Source organism: Sphingomonas sp. PL20 (genome assembly GCF_017875905.1).
Taxonomy (GTDB): domain Bacteria; phylum Pseudomonadota; class Alphaproteobacteria; order Sphingomonadales; family Sphingomonadaceae; genus Sphingomonas; species Sphingomonas echinoides.
Window position 1 is genome coordinate 1,673,663 of the sequence record NZ_JAGINH010000002.1, and the last position, 13,066, is coordinate 1,686,728.

The 13,066-nt window shown below is 63.5% G+C and carries 12 protein-coding genes; 6 read left to right on the plus strand and 6 right to left on the minus strand.

The window, feature by feature from the left end:
• Window positions 1-4 precede the first annotated feature (4 nt).
• A complete protein-coding gene (locus H4W01_RS07635; protein ID WP_209610544.1) occupies window positions 5-955 on the minus strand; it encodes a FecR family protein in 951 nt (316 codons plus the stop codon).
• The gene (locus H4W01_RS07640; RefSeq protein WP_185867720.1) at window positions 952-1,488 is read right to left on the minus strand and encodes an RNA polymerase sigma factor; all 537 of its coding nucleotides are present in this window, start codon (window positions 1,486-1,488) and stop codon (window positions 952-954) included. Before H4W01_RS07640 ends, H4W01_RS07635 begins: the two co-directional genes overlap by 4 nt.
• Window positions 1,489-1,605: 117 nt before the next feature.
• Between H4W01_RS07640 and H4W01_RS07645 the strand changes: the two genes are divergently transcribed.
• Window positions 1,606-2,553 (plus strand): metallophosphoesterase, encoded by a 948-nt coding sequence (locus tag H4W01_RS07645; RefSeq protein WP_209610545.1) that lies wholly within the window; start codon window positions 1,606-1,608, stop codon window positions 2,551-2,553.
• 46 nt (window positions 2,554-2,599) lie between these two features.
• Here the strand turns inward: H4W01_RS07645 and H4W01_RS07650 are convergent, their stop codons facing one another.
• The 3 genes from H4W01_RS07650 to H4W01_RS07660 all read right to left on the minus strand — a co-directional run bounded on the left by H4W01_RS07650 (window position 2,600) and on the right by H4W01_RS07660 (window position 8,315).
• The gene (locus tag H4W01_RS07650; protein ID WP_209610546.1) at window positions 2,600-4,933 is read right to left on the minus strand and encodes a TIM-barrel domain-containing protein; all 2,334 of its coding nucleotides are present in this window, start codon (window positions 4,931-4,933) and stop codon (window positions 2,600-2,602) included.
• A gap of 72 nt (window positions 4,934-5,005) precedes the next feature.
• On the minus strand, window positions 5,006-7,114 hold the full coding sequence (locus H4W01_RS07655; protein ID WP_334685420.1) for an alpha-glucuronidase family glycosyl hydrolase: 2,109 nt from the start codon (window positions 7,112-7,114) through the stop codon (window positions 5,006-5,008).
• Window positions 7,115-7,298: 184 nt separating this feature from the next.
• Window positions 7,299-8,315 carry a serine hydrolase domain-containing protein gene (locus H4W01_RS07660; protein WP_209610548.1) on the minus strand — a complete coding sequence of 339 codons (1,017 nt, stop codon included), beginning with the start codon at window positions 8,313-8,315 and terminating at the stop codon, window positions 7,299-7,301.
• Between H4W01_RS07660 and H4W01_RS07665 the strand changes: the two genes are divergently transcribed.
• The 5 genes from H4W01_RS07665 (at window position 8,314) to H4W01_RS07685 (ending at window position 12,151) form a co-directional block, all read left to right on the plus strand.
• Window positions 8,314-8,661 carry a hypothetical protein gene (locus tag H4W01_RS07665; protein WP_209610549.1) on the plus strand — a complete coding sequence of 116 codons (348 nt, stop codon included), beginning with the start codon at window positions 8,314-8,316 and terminating at the stop codon, window positions 8,659-8,661. The two genes, H4W01_RS07660 and H4W01_RS07665, sit on opposite strands and share 2 nt — an antisense overlap.
• 208 nt (window positions 8,662-8,869) lie before the next feature.
• On the plus strand, window positions 8,870-9,550 hold the full coding sequence (locus tag H4W01_RS07670) for an energy transducer TonB (RefSeq protein ID WP_209610550.1): 681 nt from the start codon (window positions 8,870-8,872) through the stop codon (window positions 9,548-9,550).
• A gap of 78 nt (window positions 9,551-9,628) precedes the next feature.
• On the plus strand, window positions 9,629-10,156 hold the full coding sequence (locus H4W01_RS07675) for an RNA polymerase sigma factor (protein ID WP_334685197.1): 528 nt from the start codon (window positions 9,629-9,631) through the stop codon (window positions 10,154-10,156).
• Between the two features lie 63 nt (window positions 10,157-10,219).
• Window positions 10,220-11,212, plus strand: coding sequence for a FecR family protein (locus tag H4W01_RS07680; RefSeq protein ID WP_209610552.1), 993 nt, complete (start codon window positions 10,220-10,222; stop codon window positions 11,210-11,212).
• A 117-nt stretch (window positions 11,213-11,329) separates the two neighbouring features.
• Window positions 11,330-12,151 carry a helix-turn-helix transcriptional regulator gene (locus H4W01_RS07685; RefSeq protein ID WP_209610553.1) on the plus strand — a complete coding sequence of 274 codons (822 nt, stop codon included), beginning with the start codon at window positions 11,330-11,332 and terminating at the stop codon, window positions 12,149-12,151.
• 58 nt (window positions 12,152-12,209) lie between these two features.
• Here H4W01_RS07685 and kdsA read toward each other — a convergent pair whose 3' ends face one another.
• Window positions 12,210-13,064 (minus strand): 3-deoxy-8-phosphooctulonate synthase, encoded by an 855-nt coding sequence (gene kdsA / locus H4W01_RS07690; RefSeq protein ID WP_209610554.1) that lies wholly within the window; start codon window positions 13,062-13,064, stop codon window positions 12,210-12,212.
• Window positions 13,065-13,066 lie beyond the last annotated feature (2 nt).

The following is a 13,066-nucleotide window of genomic DNA, read 5'->3' on the forward strand; positions in this document are numbered from 1 at the left end:
AGCGTCATTGTGATGACATTTTGGTGTCACGCGACGCGGCCGGCTTCAGTCGCAATTGTGCGCCCTGATGCACCACAGCGAAGCCATAGGCAGCGCCGATTGCCCCCAGTAACTGTTCGGGATTGTCGAGCTTGAAGCGCCCGGACAGCACCAATTTTTCAAGCTGTGGGGGCGGGGCCTCGATCACCGGCCCGCCATGGCGGTTGAGCGCCTCTACCAGATCGCCCAGCCGCATTTCATCGGTGTCGAGCCAGTTATGCCGCCAATCCTGCTGCGTCGGATCGAACCGGCTTGGCGCGCTCGCCGCAGTGCCGTCGAAGCGGGAGCGCCAGCCTGCGGGAACCAGCACGCCGGTGTCGGCACCGCTTGCCCCGAACCGTACGCGTCCGCGAAACACCGCGAGCTTCACTTCGTGATGCGCCAGATCGATGTCGAACGCGGTGCCAAGCACGCGCGTGCTCGATCCGCGCGCGGTGACGACAAAGGGCCGGTCGGGTTCATGCGCCACATCAAAAAACGCTTCGCCGCGGCGCAGCACGACGGTGCGCTGCCGCGCGTTGATCGTGACGTCGAGGGCGGTCGCACCATTCAGTTCGAGCCGCGATCCGTCCGCCAGTGCGACCACGCGCTCTTCGCCGCGTTTGGTCTCATAATGGGTGGCAAGGGCAGGGGCGGTGCCCAGGCGCGTCGCCTGCCATGCGCCGCCACCCAGCACGAGCAGCACCGCAGCGGTCGCCCCCGCCGTTGTCAGGGTGCGGCGCCGGGTCTCCCGCATCGCCAGAATATCGGCGTCGGACAGGCGACCGAACGCCGCCGCTGTCCCGAGCGCCTCCTCCAGCGCCGGGTCGTCAAGCGTTGCCCGGACGCATTCGGCGGTCGCGGCCTGCGGCCCATCGCCCATCTTGCCCGACAGGGCGAGGCCCGCAGCTTCCTGCAGGGAGGCGCGACGGCTCATCGCGCAGCACCGGGCGGCAGGCCGCGGCGTTCCAGCGCCAAGCGCAAGTCGGCTACTGCGCGCGTACAATGCTTGTCCACCGCCGCAATGCTCAGTTGCAAATCGGCGGCGATGGTCGCGCTCGCGGTGCCGTCGAGCCGGCGGCGCAGAAAGACTTCGCGGCGCAGCGGCGGCATCACTTTCAAGGCACGCACCAAAATCTCCACCCGCTGGCGATAGTCCAGCACCTCCTCGGCGCGCGGTCTGGCGCAGACGATCTCGTCGCTGAGGTCGCTGGTCGGCGGCAAGGCGCTACGCTGGCGAAAATGATCGTGCACCAGATTGCGCGCGACCGTGAAGCAAAATGCGGCGGCATCCGCCACCGGCCGGGTCCGGCGATAGTCGTAGAGCCGTACATAGGTTTCCTGGACGATGTCCTCACCATCGGCGTGATGGTTCAACCGTCCCCCGACAAAGCGCCGGAGCGCCTGGCGCAAATCTGCTTCCTCCTGATCGGCGCGTCGCCGAATCAGGATGGCGGAAATCTCATTCACCGCGCCGCGCCCCTGCAGAGACGCCGACACGCGCGTCGTGGCGCTGTCACTTCGTGCCTCCCTGCCCGGATGTCTTTCCGAGTCTCGGCCGCGTTAGGACAGAAGCATGAAGCGCGCGTGACAATCGCGCGGGCGGCGCTAAAGGGGCCGGCGACCTCTATCGGATCGGACCGGACGATGCGCTTCGCGATGCACTTGGCGGCTTTGGCGGGGCTTGCCAGCGCGACGCCCGCCGCCGTGGCGAATGACCGTCCCGACTTCAGCATCGGCGCGATCGCCGACGCGCAATATGCGGCTGAACCCGATAGCGGTCAGCGGCTTTATCACACGGCACCGGCCAAACTCGCGGCGGCCGTGGCCGATTTCAATCAGCAAAAGCTGGCGTTCGTCGTCCATCTCGGGGATTTCATCGACCGAGACTGGGAGAGTTATGAAGCATTCCTGCCGGTGGCGGCGAAGTTGCGGCATCCGTGGCATTATGTGCTCGGCAATCACGAGTTCGCGATCGACGATGCGCATAAGCCGCTGGTCGTGAAAAAGCTGGGCATGCCAGCGCGATACTATAGCTTCACCAGCCATAACTGGCTTTTCATCGTCACCGACGGGACCGGCCTGAGCAGCTTTGGCTGGCCGGCGGGCAGCCCCGAACACACTCGTAGCATGGCTGCGCATGCGGCGCTTTATCCGGAAAAGCCGCTATGGGATGGCGGCATCGACGACGCGCAACTGCGCTGGATCGACGCGCAACTCGCCGAGGCGGACCGTCGCGGGATGAAAGCGATGCTGTTCAGCCATTTCCCGCTATTTCCCGAAAACCCGCATAACCTGTGGAACGCCCCGGCCGTGATGGCGGTGATCGAACGCCACCGTTCGACCAAGGTGTGGCTCGACGGGCATAACCATGACGGCAATTACGGCGAGCATGCCGGCGTCCATTACCTGAATCTCAAGGCGATGCTCGATACGCCGGAGACCGCTTACGCGCGCCTCGATTTCTTCGCCGACCGGGTGGTCGTACGCGGTGTCGGGCGACAGCCGGATTATGTGCTGCCGCTTCGCCCTTAGCCTTCCTTTGGTGTCGCGCGATTAAATCTGCGGAGTGTTCGTCCGGTCAGTGGCCGATGACCTTGACCAGCGGCGCGACATCTTGCCCGGTCGGCAATTTGCCCGAACTCGACAGACGCTGCGTCGCTTCGTCCCAGTGCAGCGCGGTGCCGCCGCTGCCGGTGCGATAGCGATTGCTGACACCATCATCGTCATACAGCGTGAAGCTGGTCGAGCGGCCGGGATAGACGCGGATGCTTTCCAGCGGTTGCCGCGTCGCGGTGCTGGGTACCTGCGCGCCGATCGGCACGATCGAGCCCGCACGAACGAATAACGGAATCCGGTCGATTGGCGCGGCAGCGGTGATGGTCTGGCCGCCGTGATACCGTTCATTGGTCCAATAATCATACCAGTCCGCACCCGCCGGAAGATAGACCGGGCGGCTGGTCGCGCCTTGCTCGGTCACGGGGGCGACGAGGAAGGCGGGGCCGAACATATATTCGTCGCCCAGGTCCACGACCTTGGGATCGTCCGGGAAATCCATGAACAAAGCGCGCATGAAGGGCGCGCCGCTTTCATAAGTGTGGCGACCGAGCGCATAGAGATACGGTATCAGTGCATAACGGAGCTTGAGATACTGGGCGAGGACGGGTTCGGCGGCCTTGCCATACTCCCAGATCGCGGTGGCCGGGCGCTGTCCGTGGATGCGCAGCGTCGGCGTGAAGCTATTATACTCAAACCAGCGGACGAACAGCTCGGGATAATCGGTATAGCTCGGCACCATGGCGGTGGCACCGGCCGGATCGAGCAGGACGGGACGTTCGGCCTTTGGCCCATTGGGCCACTGCCATCCGCCGGTATCGCTGCTCCAATAGGCGATGCCCGATGCCGTCATGTTGAGGCCCGTCGGCACTTGGCGCTTCAGCGCCTCCCACGTTGCCTGAACGTCCGACGACCAGAACAGACAGCCATTGCGCTGCGTGCCCAGATACGCGGCGCGGCACAGGATCAGGTTGCGCAGATCGGGACGATCCTTCGCTGAACCCTCGGCGACGCTGGCAGTATGCAGCAAGGGGAAGACATTGTGGTACCGGTCGCCCGATCCGATCGCATAGAAATGCCCATCGGGCACGAGGTCCGGCTCGGTCTCGTCGAGCCAGAACCAGTCGAACCCCTGCGAAGCGATATTGTCGCGGATTTTGTCCCAAAACCAGCGCCGCGCCTCCGGATTGGTGCTGTCGAGCAAGGCACCCGCGCGATCGGAGCGAATGGGCAGGCCGTCCACCACGCTGCCATCGGCATCATGCAGCAGCCAGCCCTTGGCGGCGAGCATATTGTAATAGCGCGACTCGCGTTCGAAGCGCGGCCAGACGCTGACGATGCTGCGCAGCCCCATGCTCTTGAGCGTGGCGTTCATCGCCTTGGGATCGGGGAAATAGCTACGGTCGATGTCGAGCTGCCCCATCCGGGTCCAGTAGAACCAGTCGAGCACCATCACGTCGAGCGGATAGCCGCGGCGGTGATATCCATCCGCGATGCCGAGCAACTCGGCCTGCGTCTCGTAGCGTGCCTTGCTCTGGATCAGGCCAAAGGCCGCCTTTGGCGGCAGCGGCGTTTGGCCGGTCAGCGTCGCATACCCCGCGTAGAGCGCGTCCGTCGTGGGACCGGTAATGACGAAAAAGGAGACCCGCTCACCGACCTCCGATTGCCAATGGGTGCTGTTGTACAATCCCGGCGATACGGTGGTCTGCGATGGATTGTCCCAAACGATGCCATAGCCCTTATTGGTGACGAGGAAGGGAACGCAGACCGTTTCGCCCGCTGGCGCATCGTAATTGTGGCGGCAGTCGATCGTGCGGCCGCGCAAGTCCAGCCTGCCTTCCTGGTTCTGGCCGAGGCCGTAATAATGTTCATCGAGCGGCGCGGAAAAACTTGCGCCGACTTTGAAGGTCTTCTCGCCCGCAACCGTATGCGGTGCCATTTCCCACCCGGTCATGTGCAAGATGCTATGGCCGTCGGCATCGTTGATGGTGATCTCGACCGGCGGAAGCGATGGCGCAAAATAGCGTTCCATCTGCGTCGGGGCCTTTGGCCAGGGCTGCGCTGCGACCGTCAGGGACAGTGCGGAGGAGGAAAAGACGTCTCCTGTGGCATCGGCACGATGCGTCCACCCCGTGGGACCGACCGGGGCAGTGGGGCCGGGGCCTGGCGCGGCACTGGCGAGGCGGGAATCAAGCGCGATCGTCACCCGAACGATATTGGGCGCATAGGGTTCGATCGCGACGAAGCTGCCATTGCGATCCACGGTCGCGAGCGGATCGGCATAGGCGGCAGAGCTGGTGATCAAGGCCACGGCTGCGGCACCCATCCAGCGTGCGAGCGTCTGTTTACGATGCGTCATGGGGGGATCCTCTTCCGACACTATTGGGTATTGCAATCCGAGTGGCGCGACCGCCGCAGGCGGCGGGCGTCATCAGGGATTGCCCGGCGCATAAGGGAAGTTTTGCGCCTTATACCAAGCGAGATCGTGTGCGGGCGGCGCGGCACCGGGCGGGAGCGGCAAGCCGTTGACCGACATCCAATAGGCCAGGCTGGCATCGCGCCACCACCGCGCCTCGCGCTGCTGGATGTCGAGGAAGGCTGCGGTCTTGGCGAAGCGCTCGTCATCGATGGCGGGGCGTACGTTCGCCCAAGTCCGGCGCATGTCATCGACATAGGCGACCCCGCGATCATAATCGGCGACCATTTCCGGCCACAGCGTCTTTCCCGACTTCAGGCGATACGTCCATGGCACGTGGTGGAACCACAGTAGCAGGGCGTCTGGCGTGGTCGCGGGATCGGCCAGCGCGCGCGCAAGGGCCGGGGCGTATTGGCTGGTCGCGTTGGTGCCGCCGGGCCCGCGTTCGACGCCAACGCCGTCCTTGTCGGCGCGGTGGTAATAATAGGGATTCCATTCGGGCCGCTTCAGATCTGAGATCCACGGCCCCGGACCATAATGGTGGGCGGTCGCCATGAGATGGGCGAGACCAAGCGGGGTCATATACTCGACCACCGCCTCGCGCGATCCGGCCATCATCTGTGTGATCGGCGTGACGATCGCTGGGTTCGGACCAAAGGTCATCGCCGCCCAGTCGCGCGCGATTCCGGCTGACGACGCCTGCGGATCCCACGCAAACCGCCCGAAGGCGTACCAATTGGCTTGGTTGAAGGTCGATCCCGACCAGTCGCGCGAGCGGCCGATATTCGCGACCCCTGCCATGCCGGTCAGCGTGCCGCCGCTCCCTGCAACGATACGTCCGACGGTGGAGCCCGGTCCATCTGCCAGCGTATCGGCCCGCAACGTCTCTTCGAACAGCGGACCAAGATAGGCGAGGTGGGTCGCCTGCCCGAGATACTCCTTGGTAATCTGAAATTCGATCATCAGCGGCGTGTGGGGCATCGCGCCGAACAGCGGGTGGAAGGGCTCGCGCGGTTGAAAATCGATCGCGCCATTTTTCACCTGGACGATGACATTGGCGGCGAATTTCCCGTCGAGCGGCTTGAAGTCATCATACGCCTGTTTGGCGCGGTCTTCGGCATTCTCCTGCGCGTAGACAAACGCACGCCACATCACCACGCCACCATGCGGGGCGAGCGCCGCCGCCAGCATGTTGGCACCATCGGCATGGCTGCGTTTATAGTCTTGCGGGCCTGGCTGGCCCTCGGAATTGGCCTTCACCAGAAAGCCGCCAAAATCGGGAATCGCACGGTAGATTTCATCAGCTTTCGCGCGCCACCACGCGGCGACCTGCGGATCGAGCGGGTCTGCGGTCTTCAGCCCGCCCAACTCGATCGGCGCAGAGAACCGGGCAGAGAGGTACACTTTGATGCCGTAAGGGCGGAAGATGTCGGCCAAGGCTGCTGCCTTGGCGATATACGGTGCGGTGAGGCTGTCGGCCTTGGCGTTGACGTTGTTGAGCACGGTGCCGTTGATGCCGATCGAAGCATTGGCGCGGGCATAATCGGTGTAGCGCGGGTCGCGGAAATCGGGGAGCGTCCACCAATCCCATAGCGACTGCCCGGCATAGCCGCGTTCGACCGTGCCATCGAGATTGTCCCAATGGTTGAGCAAGCGGAGCTTGGTCGCGGGGCTCGACGAAAGCGTGGCGGTGCGCACCGCATGGCCGGTCTGCACCCAGCGCAGCAGCGCGAAGGCCCCGTACAGCACGCCGCGATCGGTTTTGGCGGTAACAAGCATCACCCGCCGCCCACCGAGCGTCGCCGGACGGATCAGATATCCCTCGTCATTCAGCGCCGCGACCGGCAGGGCAAGCGCCGCCACCTCGGGCACTTGGGCGGTGGCAAGGACGACCGAATCGGCGGTGATGGCGTCCCGCCGTGCCACCGCATGTCCGGACAGGCCCGAAAAACCCCGCTCAAGTTCCTCCGCTGCCACGCGAAGCGTCGGCGATTCGCGCAGCACGGTGATTGCGGAGACGGTTGCCGCCGGCCGCTGCAGTTGCGGTAGCGGGCGATAGCGTAGCCAGAGATCGTATCCGTCCTCGGCCCGCGCCGGGCGCGCACAGGCCAAGCAAACAAGCATGGTGAGCGCGACCGCGAACCGCCCGATGGCACCGACCATATCCCCGTCTCCCCCTCAGCCGACTCTTCCGGCTTTCTTTCTTTCCGCGTTCACCGATGACGCGTGATAGCGCTAACGCAAGACCGGGCAGCAGGGCAATGCCATGCGCGCCCGGCGCGCTGCGACCGCACTGCGCAATGACGGTTCATCCCGCGCGCCGAACGACGCCGAGAGGGCGGGGGGCGGACAGGATCGCCTTCAAGATCGCCTCCGAACGGCGCTGCCCATAGCCGTGGCCATAGGCGCTGGAGGTGATCGCCACCACCAGATGGCGGCTCGGCACGACATAGATCTTGTTGCCGCCATTGCCCGAGGCAAACGACACCGGAATATCCACCCCGCCGATCTGCTGGCGCTTGGCATACCAGAAATAGCCATAGCCATCGGCAAAGGGATCACTCTCGCCGATCGCGACCTTGGGTTCGAGCGCCGCACGCAGCCATGCCGCACTGACGATGCGCCGACCGTGATAGCGTCCGCCGTCGCGCACCATTTCGCCAATCGCGGCGAGGCTGCGCGCCGTCAGCATCAGATTGCCCTGGCCCTTGGTATAGCCCGCGCGATCTGCGCTCCATTGCCAGTGTGCGATGCCAAGCGGGGCGAACAGGTTCGCGTCCGCAAAGGCCGCCAGGGTACCGCCCGTGGCTTTGGCCACCACCACCCCAGCGGTATAAGCGGTGACCGAATTGTAGCGATAGCGCGTGCCAGGGGGATCGGCCTGCGGCACCGACAGGACGAATGCCAGCGGGTCGGCGGCTTCGTCCATCTTGTCTTCATTGCCCGGCGAGGCGGGGTCCTCGTCAAACGCGGCAAGGCCCGAGCGCATCGTCAATACGTCGCGCAGGCGCACGGCCCCGATCGCTTTATCCCGCGCTTCCGGCCAGTAGCGCGCAACCGAATCCTCCACACTGGCGATCCGTCCCCGGTCGATCGCAATGCCGACCAGCAGCGCGGTGATGCTCTTCCCTGCAGATCGGATGTCGTGCAGGGTGTCGGGCGTCTCGCCGTTATAATAGCGCTCACCGACAATCTTCCCATCGCGCAGGACCACCACGCCCTTCAGGTCGGGGTGCTCGTCCGCATCGAAGCGGGCGAGCACCGCGTCGAGCGGCCGGTCTGGTATCGGGGTCTTCACCGGCAGCGGAGCGGCCGACACCAGCATGAGCAAGGTCGGTAAGAGCAAAGGGGTCGCTCTGGTGCGCACGGGCAAGGGCGGTACTCCGGTCAGCGTTGGATGCACCGAAGTGGTGGCGGAGCTTATTAGCAACCGCAAGCGGACGCTGCCGCTTTATCGTTATGGGCCGGCGCATGACATGGCCATTCGGCAGCGCTTGCGGCCGGAGATGCGGGCATCATCGACCTGTTACCACGCCGTGCCGTCGGTGGAGCCCGGTGTGATGCCATTGGCGCGATCCGGGGGCCAAGACGTCGAACAAATGAGTCGGGGCGGCGTTGAATTTGATAGCATAGTTGGCCTTACCACGCGTCCAATCGGCCAGCTCGCTTAGAAGAATCTCGCCGCTCATCGCGATCCCCGATCAGGATTGAATCGCCACCAGACCGCGATATTCTGGCGTTGCGGGCACGGCGCGAGCTCCTCTTTGCTCAGGACTGGGGGTTTCCCTAGCTGGGCGAACATCCGGTTAGGGCATGTCACACTAACGTCTCTGATAATGTGGTCTAAAATGAGCGGGATCCCGACTCACGAGAGAGTTCATGCCTGACCTCAACAGGATCAACTATCTAAGCCTTTTTTGCTCATGTGTCGGCCATGCCGCCATAGTGGGCGGCATTCTGTATGGCCTGTCCGATTTTCGAGAGGAGCGTGTTGGTCTTAAGCGGTCGACTCAGCCGCTCGTCGTGGAGTTGATTCCGATCGACCATATGAGCGACGCTAAGACCGGTGGTGCTGCTCCGAACCATGATGAGGCACCTGCAGTCGTCCCGCGCCAGGGAACAGCGCCGCTTTCAAGGCCGACCAAAACCCTTGCGGAACCCATCAGGCTGGTATCCAAGCCGGGCGATGCGGTCGGCACTATGCTCGCCCCGGAGGGGGCGGGCGAGCACGGATCGACCACTGCCGCGGACTTCAGCGAATATCAGCGCCGCCTCTATGCGTCTCTTGCGCGCGGCAGTCGCTATCCGGCGGAAGCGCGTCGCCTGCATCTGGCGGGCGTCACCCAGCTGGCCTTTAGGATCGATCGCGCCGGCACCGTCCTCGAGAGCTGGATCCAGGAAAGCTCCGGTTCCGAACTGCTCGACAATGCGGCGCTCGAGGCCCTGACCAGAGCGCAACCCCTGCCGCCGATTCCAGCCGGCCTTCCAGCCCGGATGGAGTTCGTGATCGAGATTGATCTATCGGTGATGCAGCAAGTTGCCCTGCAGACGGTCGGTTAGGGGATCTCGCATTCTAAAGTGTCAGCCCCTTGTCGGCCCAATCGGGGCGATTTTGTGAGCGCGTCTCCGCGAGATATATTGATCGGCCTGCTGGTCTCCGACTATTCCGATCTCAGGCGGCGTCTTGCCGGTCGGCTCGGTTCCGCCGATGCGGCGAACGAAGCGTTGCAGGATACCTATGTCCGGCTGCAACGCACCGATATAAAGGACGAGATCCGCAATCCGCGATCCTACCTGCTCAGTATGGCCATTAATATCGCGAGCAATCGGATTCGGTCGGAAGCGCGACATTTGTCCGCCGGGGACATTCAGGATCTTGTTGAGCTTCCCGACGAAACGCCCAACCAGGAACGCGTCGCAGAGGCGCGTTCGGATCTGAAAGCGGTCGAACGCGCCCTCCAGGGCCTGCCAGGACGCCGGCGCGCGATGTTCCGCCGTTTCTGGGTTCACAATGTAGAGTATAAGGAAATTGCTTTGGAATTCAACGTTTCAGAGAGGACGGTGCGACACGAATTGCTGCTCGCGACACGCTATTTGCAAGAGGCGACGGAAGAAATTTTCATCGCCGACTTGCAAAAACGTCTCGCCGAAGTGTCCTCTCAGTAAGGGGGCGTGAGCGATGACCGATTTTGGTACGCTCTCCCTGGGGCGAATGGGCAGCAATTCAGGATGACGCAGAGGAGCGGCCGGACAGATTCTGACCTCTCGCGCTTGCGCCTGGAGGGTCTGGATCACCTCAATCGCCTCCATTCCGGAGAGGCGACCGATCGTGACGCGGCTGCATTCGTCGCGTGGCGCAGCCAGAGCCGTGCGCATGAAGAAGCTTTCCGCGCCGCACTGCGGCTGCGAGAGCTCGTGAGGATCGTCGAAACCGAGGCCGAAGCGAACGAGGCGGCAGCAGCCAATGTGGTCCCGTTCAAGGCACCGGCGCGCGCGCCGCGCATTTCGCGCAGGCAGATGCTTGGCGGCGCGCTTGCAGCATCCGTCGCGGGCACCATCGCGATAGGACGGGCGTTAGACTTTGTGCCGAGCCCGGCAGAGGCCATTGCTGACTATCGCACGGGACCGGGCGAGCGTCGAGTGATCCAACTCGCCGACGGTGCCAGTGTCGATCTGAATACGCGTACCAGCATCGATATGCGTGCGGGGCTCGCTATGCCCGCCGTTGAGTTGATCACGGGGGAAGCGGTGCTGACCAGTGGGCGCACGCAATCGGCTGCGCTCGTTGCGGGTGCGGGCACCAGCGTCGTCCGTAGCGGGCGTTTCAATGCGCGTCGTGATGGAGATGATGTCTGCATCACGTGCCTGGCCGGGGGCGTCGAGGTTGCCTGGGGCAATGCGAAACGCGTTCTGAAACCGGCCGACGAGGTTCGTTACAACAGCGCGACGATCGGCGCGGTGCATCCGGGAGTCGATCCCGCGGTCTTGACAGCCTGGCAAACGGGCACACTCATTTTCCGAGATATGCCGTTGCGCGACGTGGTGAATGAAATAAATCGCTATCGTTCCGGCAAAGTGTTGCTTTCAAACTCACGACTAGCGTCAAGGACGCTGAGTGGAACGTACTACGTATCACGATTAGATGATTTTTTTAGTCAGGCGGAATTGGCTCTAGGCGTGAAGATTTTCCGACTTCCCGGAAATGTGATTGTTTTAAGTTAGCGGTGACGTTCCCTATACCATATCCGCCAAATCTGTCACTAAAATGTAACAAAAATATCCTGCCAAATATCGTTCCTCTACGTGTCTCCTCTTTGGGATAACTTCGGGGGAATGCAAATGCTTGTCGGCCAGGCGGTGCGCGACGATTGCGTGCAGAACTATACCGAGACAGGATTCGGGCCCGTAGCGCATGCATCCAAACCCGTGGGGCCCAACACGAATCTGCCCGGGCTCAGCGACTGCAGCTCGGCACTGGATCTTCGAAACTGGCTGCTCAAATTCTCGCGCAGTCTCGGCTTCTACGGTGGGCGCTACATCCAGCTTGCCAGGCCCTGCTGGGGTCTGGACGAGCGCGAGCCCGGCTTCCCTATCCGGCATATCACCACGTCGAGCCAGGCTGAACGCGAAGACGAGCATTGGATCGCCAGTGATCCCTCGCTCGCGCTGATCCGCGGTGCCTATACGCCATTTTCTTGGTCGACACGCCATAGCATGCCAACGACGCACAAGCAGCGTGCCTGGCTCGACGGCGAGCGCGGCCGCGGAATCGACGCGGGCCTTGCTATTCCGGTCCAGGACAGCGCTGGCTGCCCCGGCTATCTTAGCCTGTTCGGCCATGACGAACCATCGATCAAGCGGCTCATCGAGACACGCGCGCCCGAACTGGCCTTCCTCGCCGGGCAATTCCACGCGCTCGCCAAGACCCTCGTGCCGCTCGCCGAATGGGTCGGCCGGGGGCCCCGCTTGTCGAACCGGGAACTCGAGTGTCTAAAGCTCGCCGCGTTGGGCCAGACAGTCGATGAAAGCGGGCAAACGTTGGGAATCTCCGGTCGGACCGTTGAGTTTCATCTGCGCAATGCGCTGGAAAAGCTCGGCGCGCCAACGAAGCTCCGTGCGGTGGTTCTTGCTTTCGGCGCTGGAGCGGCAGCGGGGCTCTAGAGTCGGTCTCGCTATTGCGCGCGCCATTCCCGATTTGGACGTTCGCTTGATCGAAGAATTAGATGAAATAGGGATCATCCGCCCGGTTGGTCTTAACCGCGTCATCGAGTATCTGCAGCCGCTCGATGAGCGCCGATAGCCCACCCAAGGGGAAGGCGTTGGGCCCGTCGGACAGCGCGTGATCCGGTTCCGGGTGCGTTTCCAGGAAGAGGCCGGCGATCCCGACCGCCACCGCGGCGCGACTGAGGAGTGGAACGAACCTTCGATCCCCGCCCGAGCGGTTGCCTTCACCGCCAGGCAACTGCACCGAATGCGTCGCGTCGAACACGATGGGCGCGCCGGTCTCGGCCATCACGGCGAGGCCGCGCATGTCGTTGACGAGGTTCTGATAGCCGAAGCTGGTGCCCCGCTCACACAGCAGGAAGCGATCGGTCGCCTGGCCCGCACCTTCCGCCGCCCGGACGGCCTTGTCGAGCACCTGTGCCATATCGGCAGGTGCCATAAACTGCGCCTTCTTGATGTTCACCGGGCACCGGGTTCGCGCAACCGCTTCGATGAGATCGGTCTGGCGCGCGAGGAATGCGGGCGTCTGCAGCATGTCGACCACCTCCGCGACAGGTTGGACCTGGGCAATCTCGTGAACGTCGGTGATTACCGGCAGCCCAGTCTCTGCGCGAACCTTGGCCAGGATCGACAGGCCGACATCAAGGCCGGGCCCGCGAAACGACGCGGCGGACGTGCGATTGGCCTTGTCGAAGGACGCCTTGAAGATGACCAGGAGGTCAAGCCGCCTGGCAATTGCTGCCAGCTCGTGCGCGATCTGCAGCGCGAGCGCTTCGGATTCGAGCACACACGGCCCGGCAATAAGGAACAGGGGGCGGCTGTTGCCGACCTCTTGACCAAAGAGCTGCATTG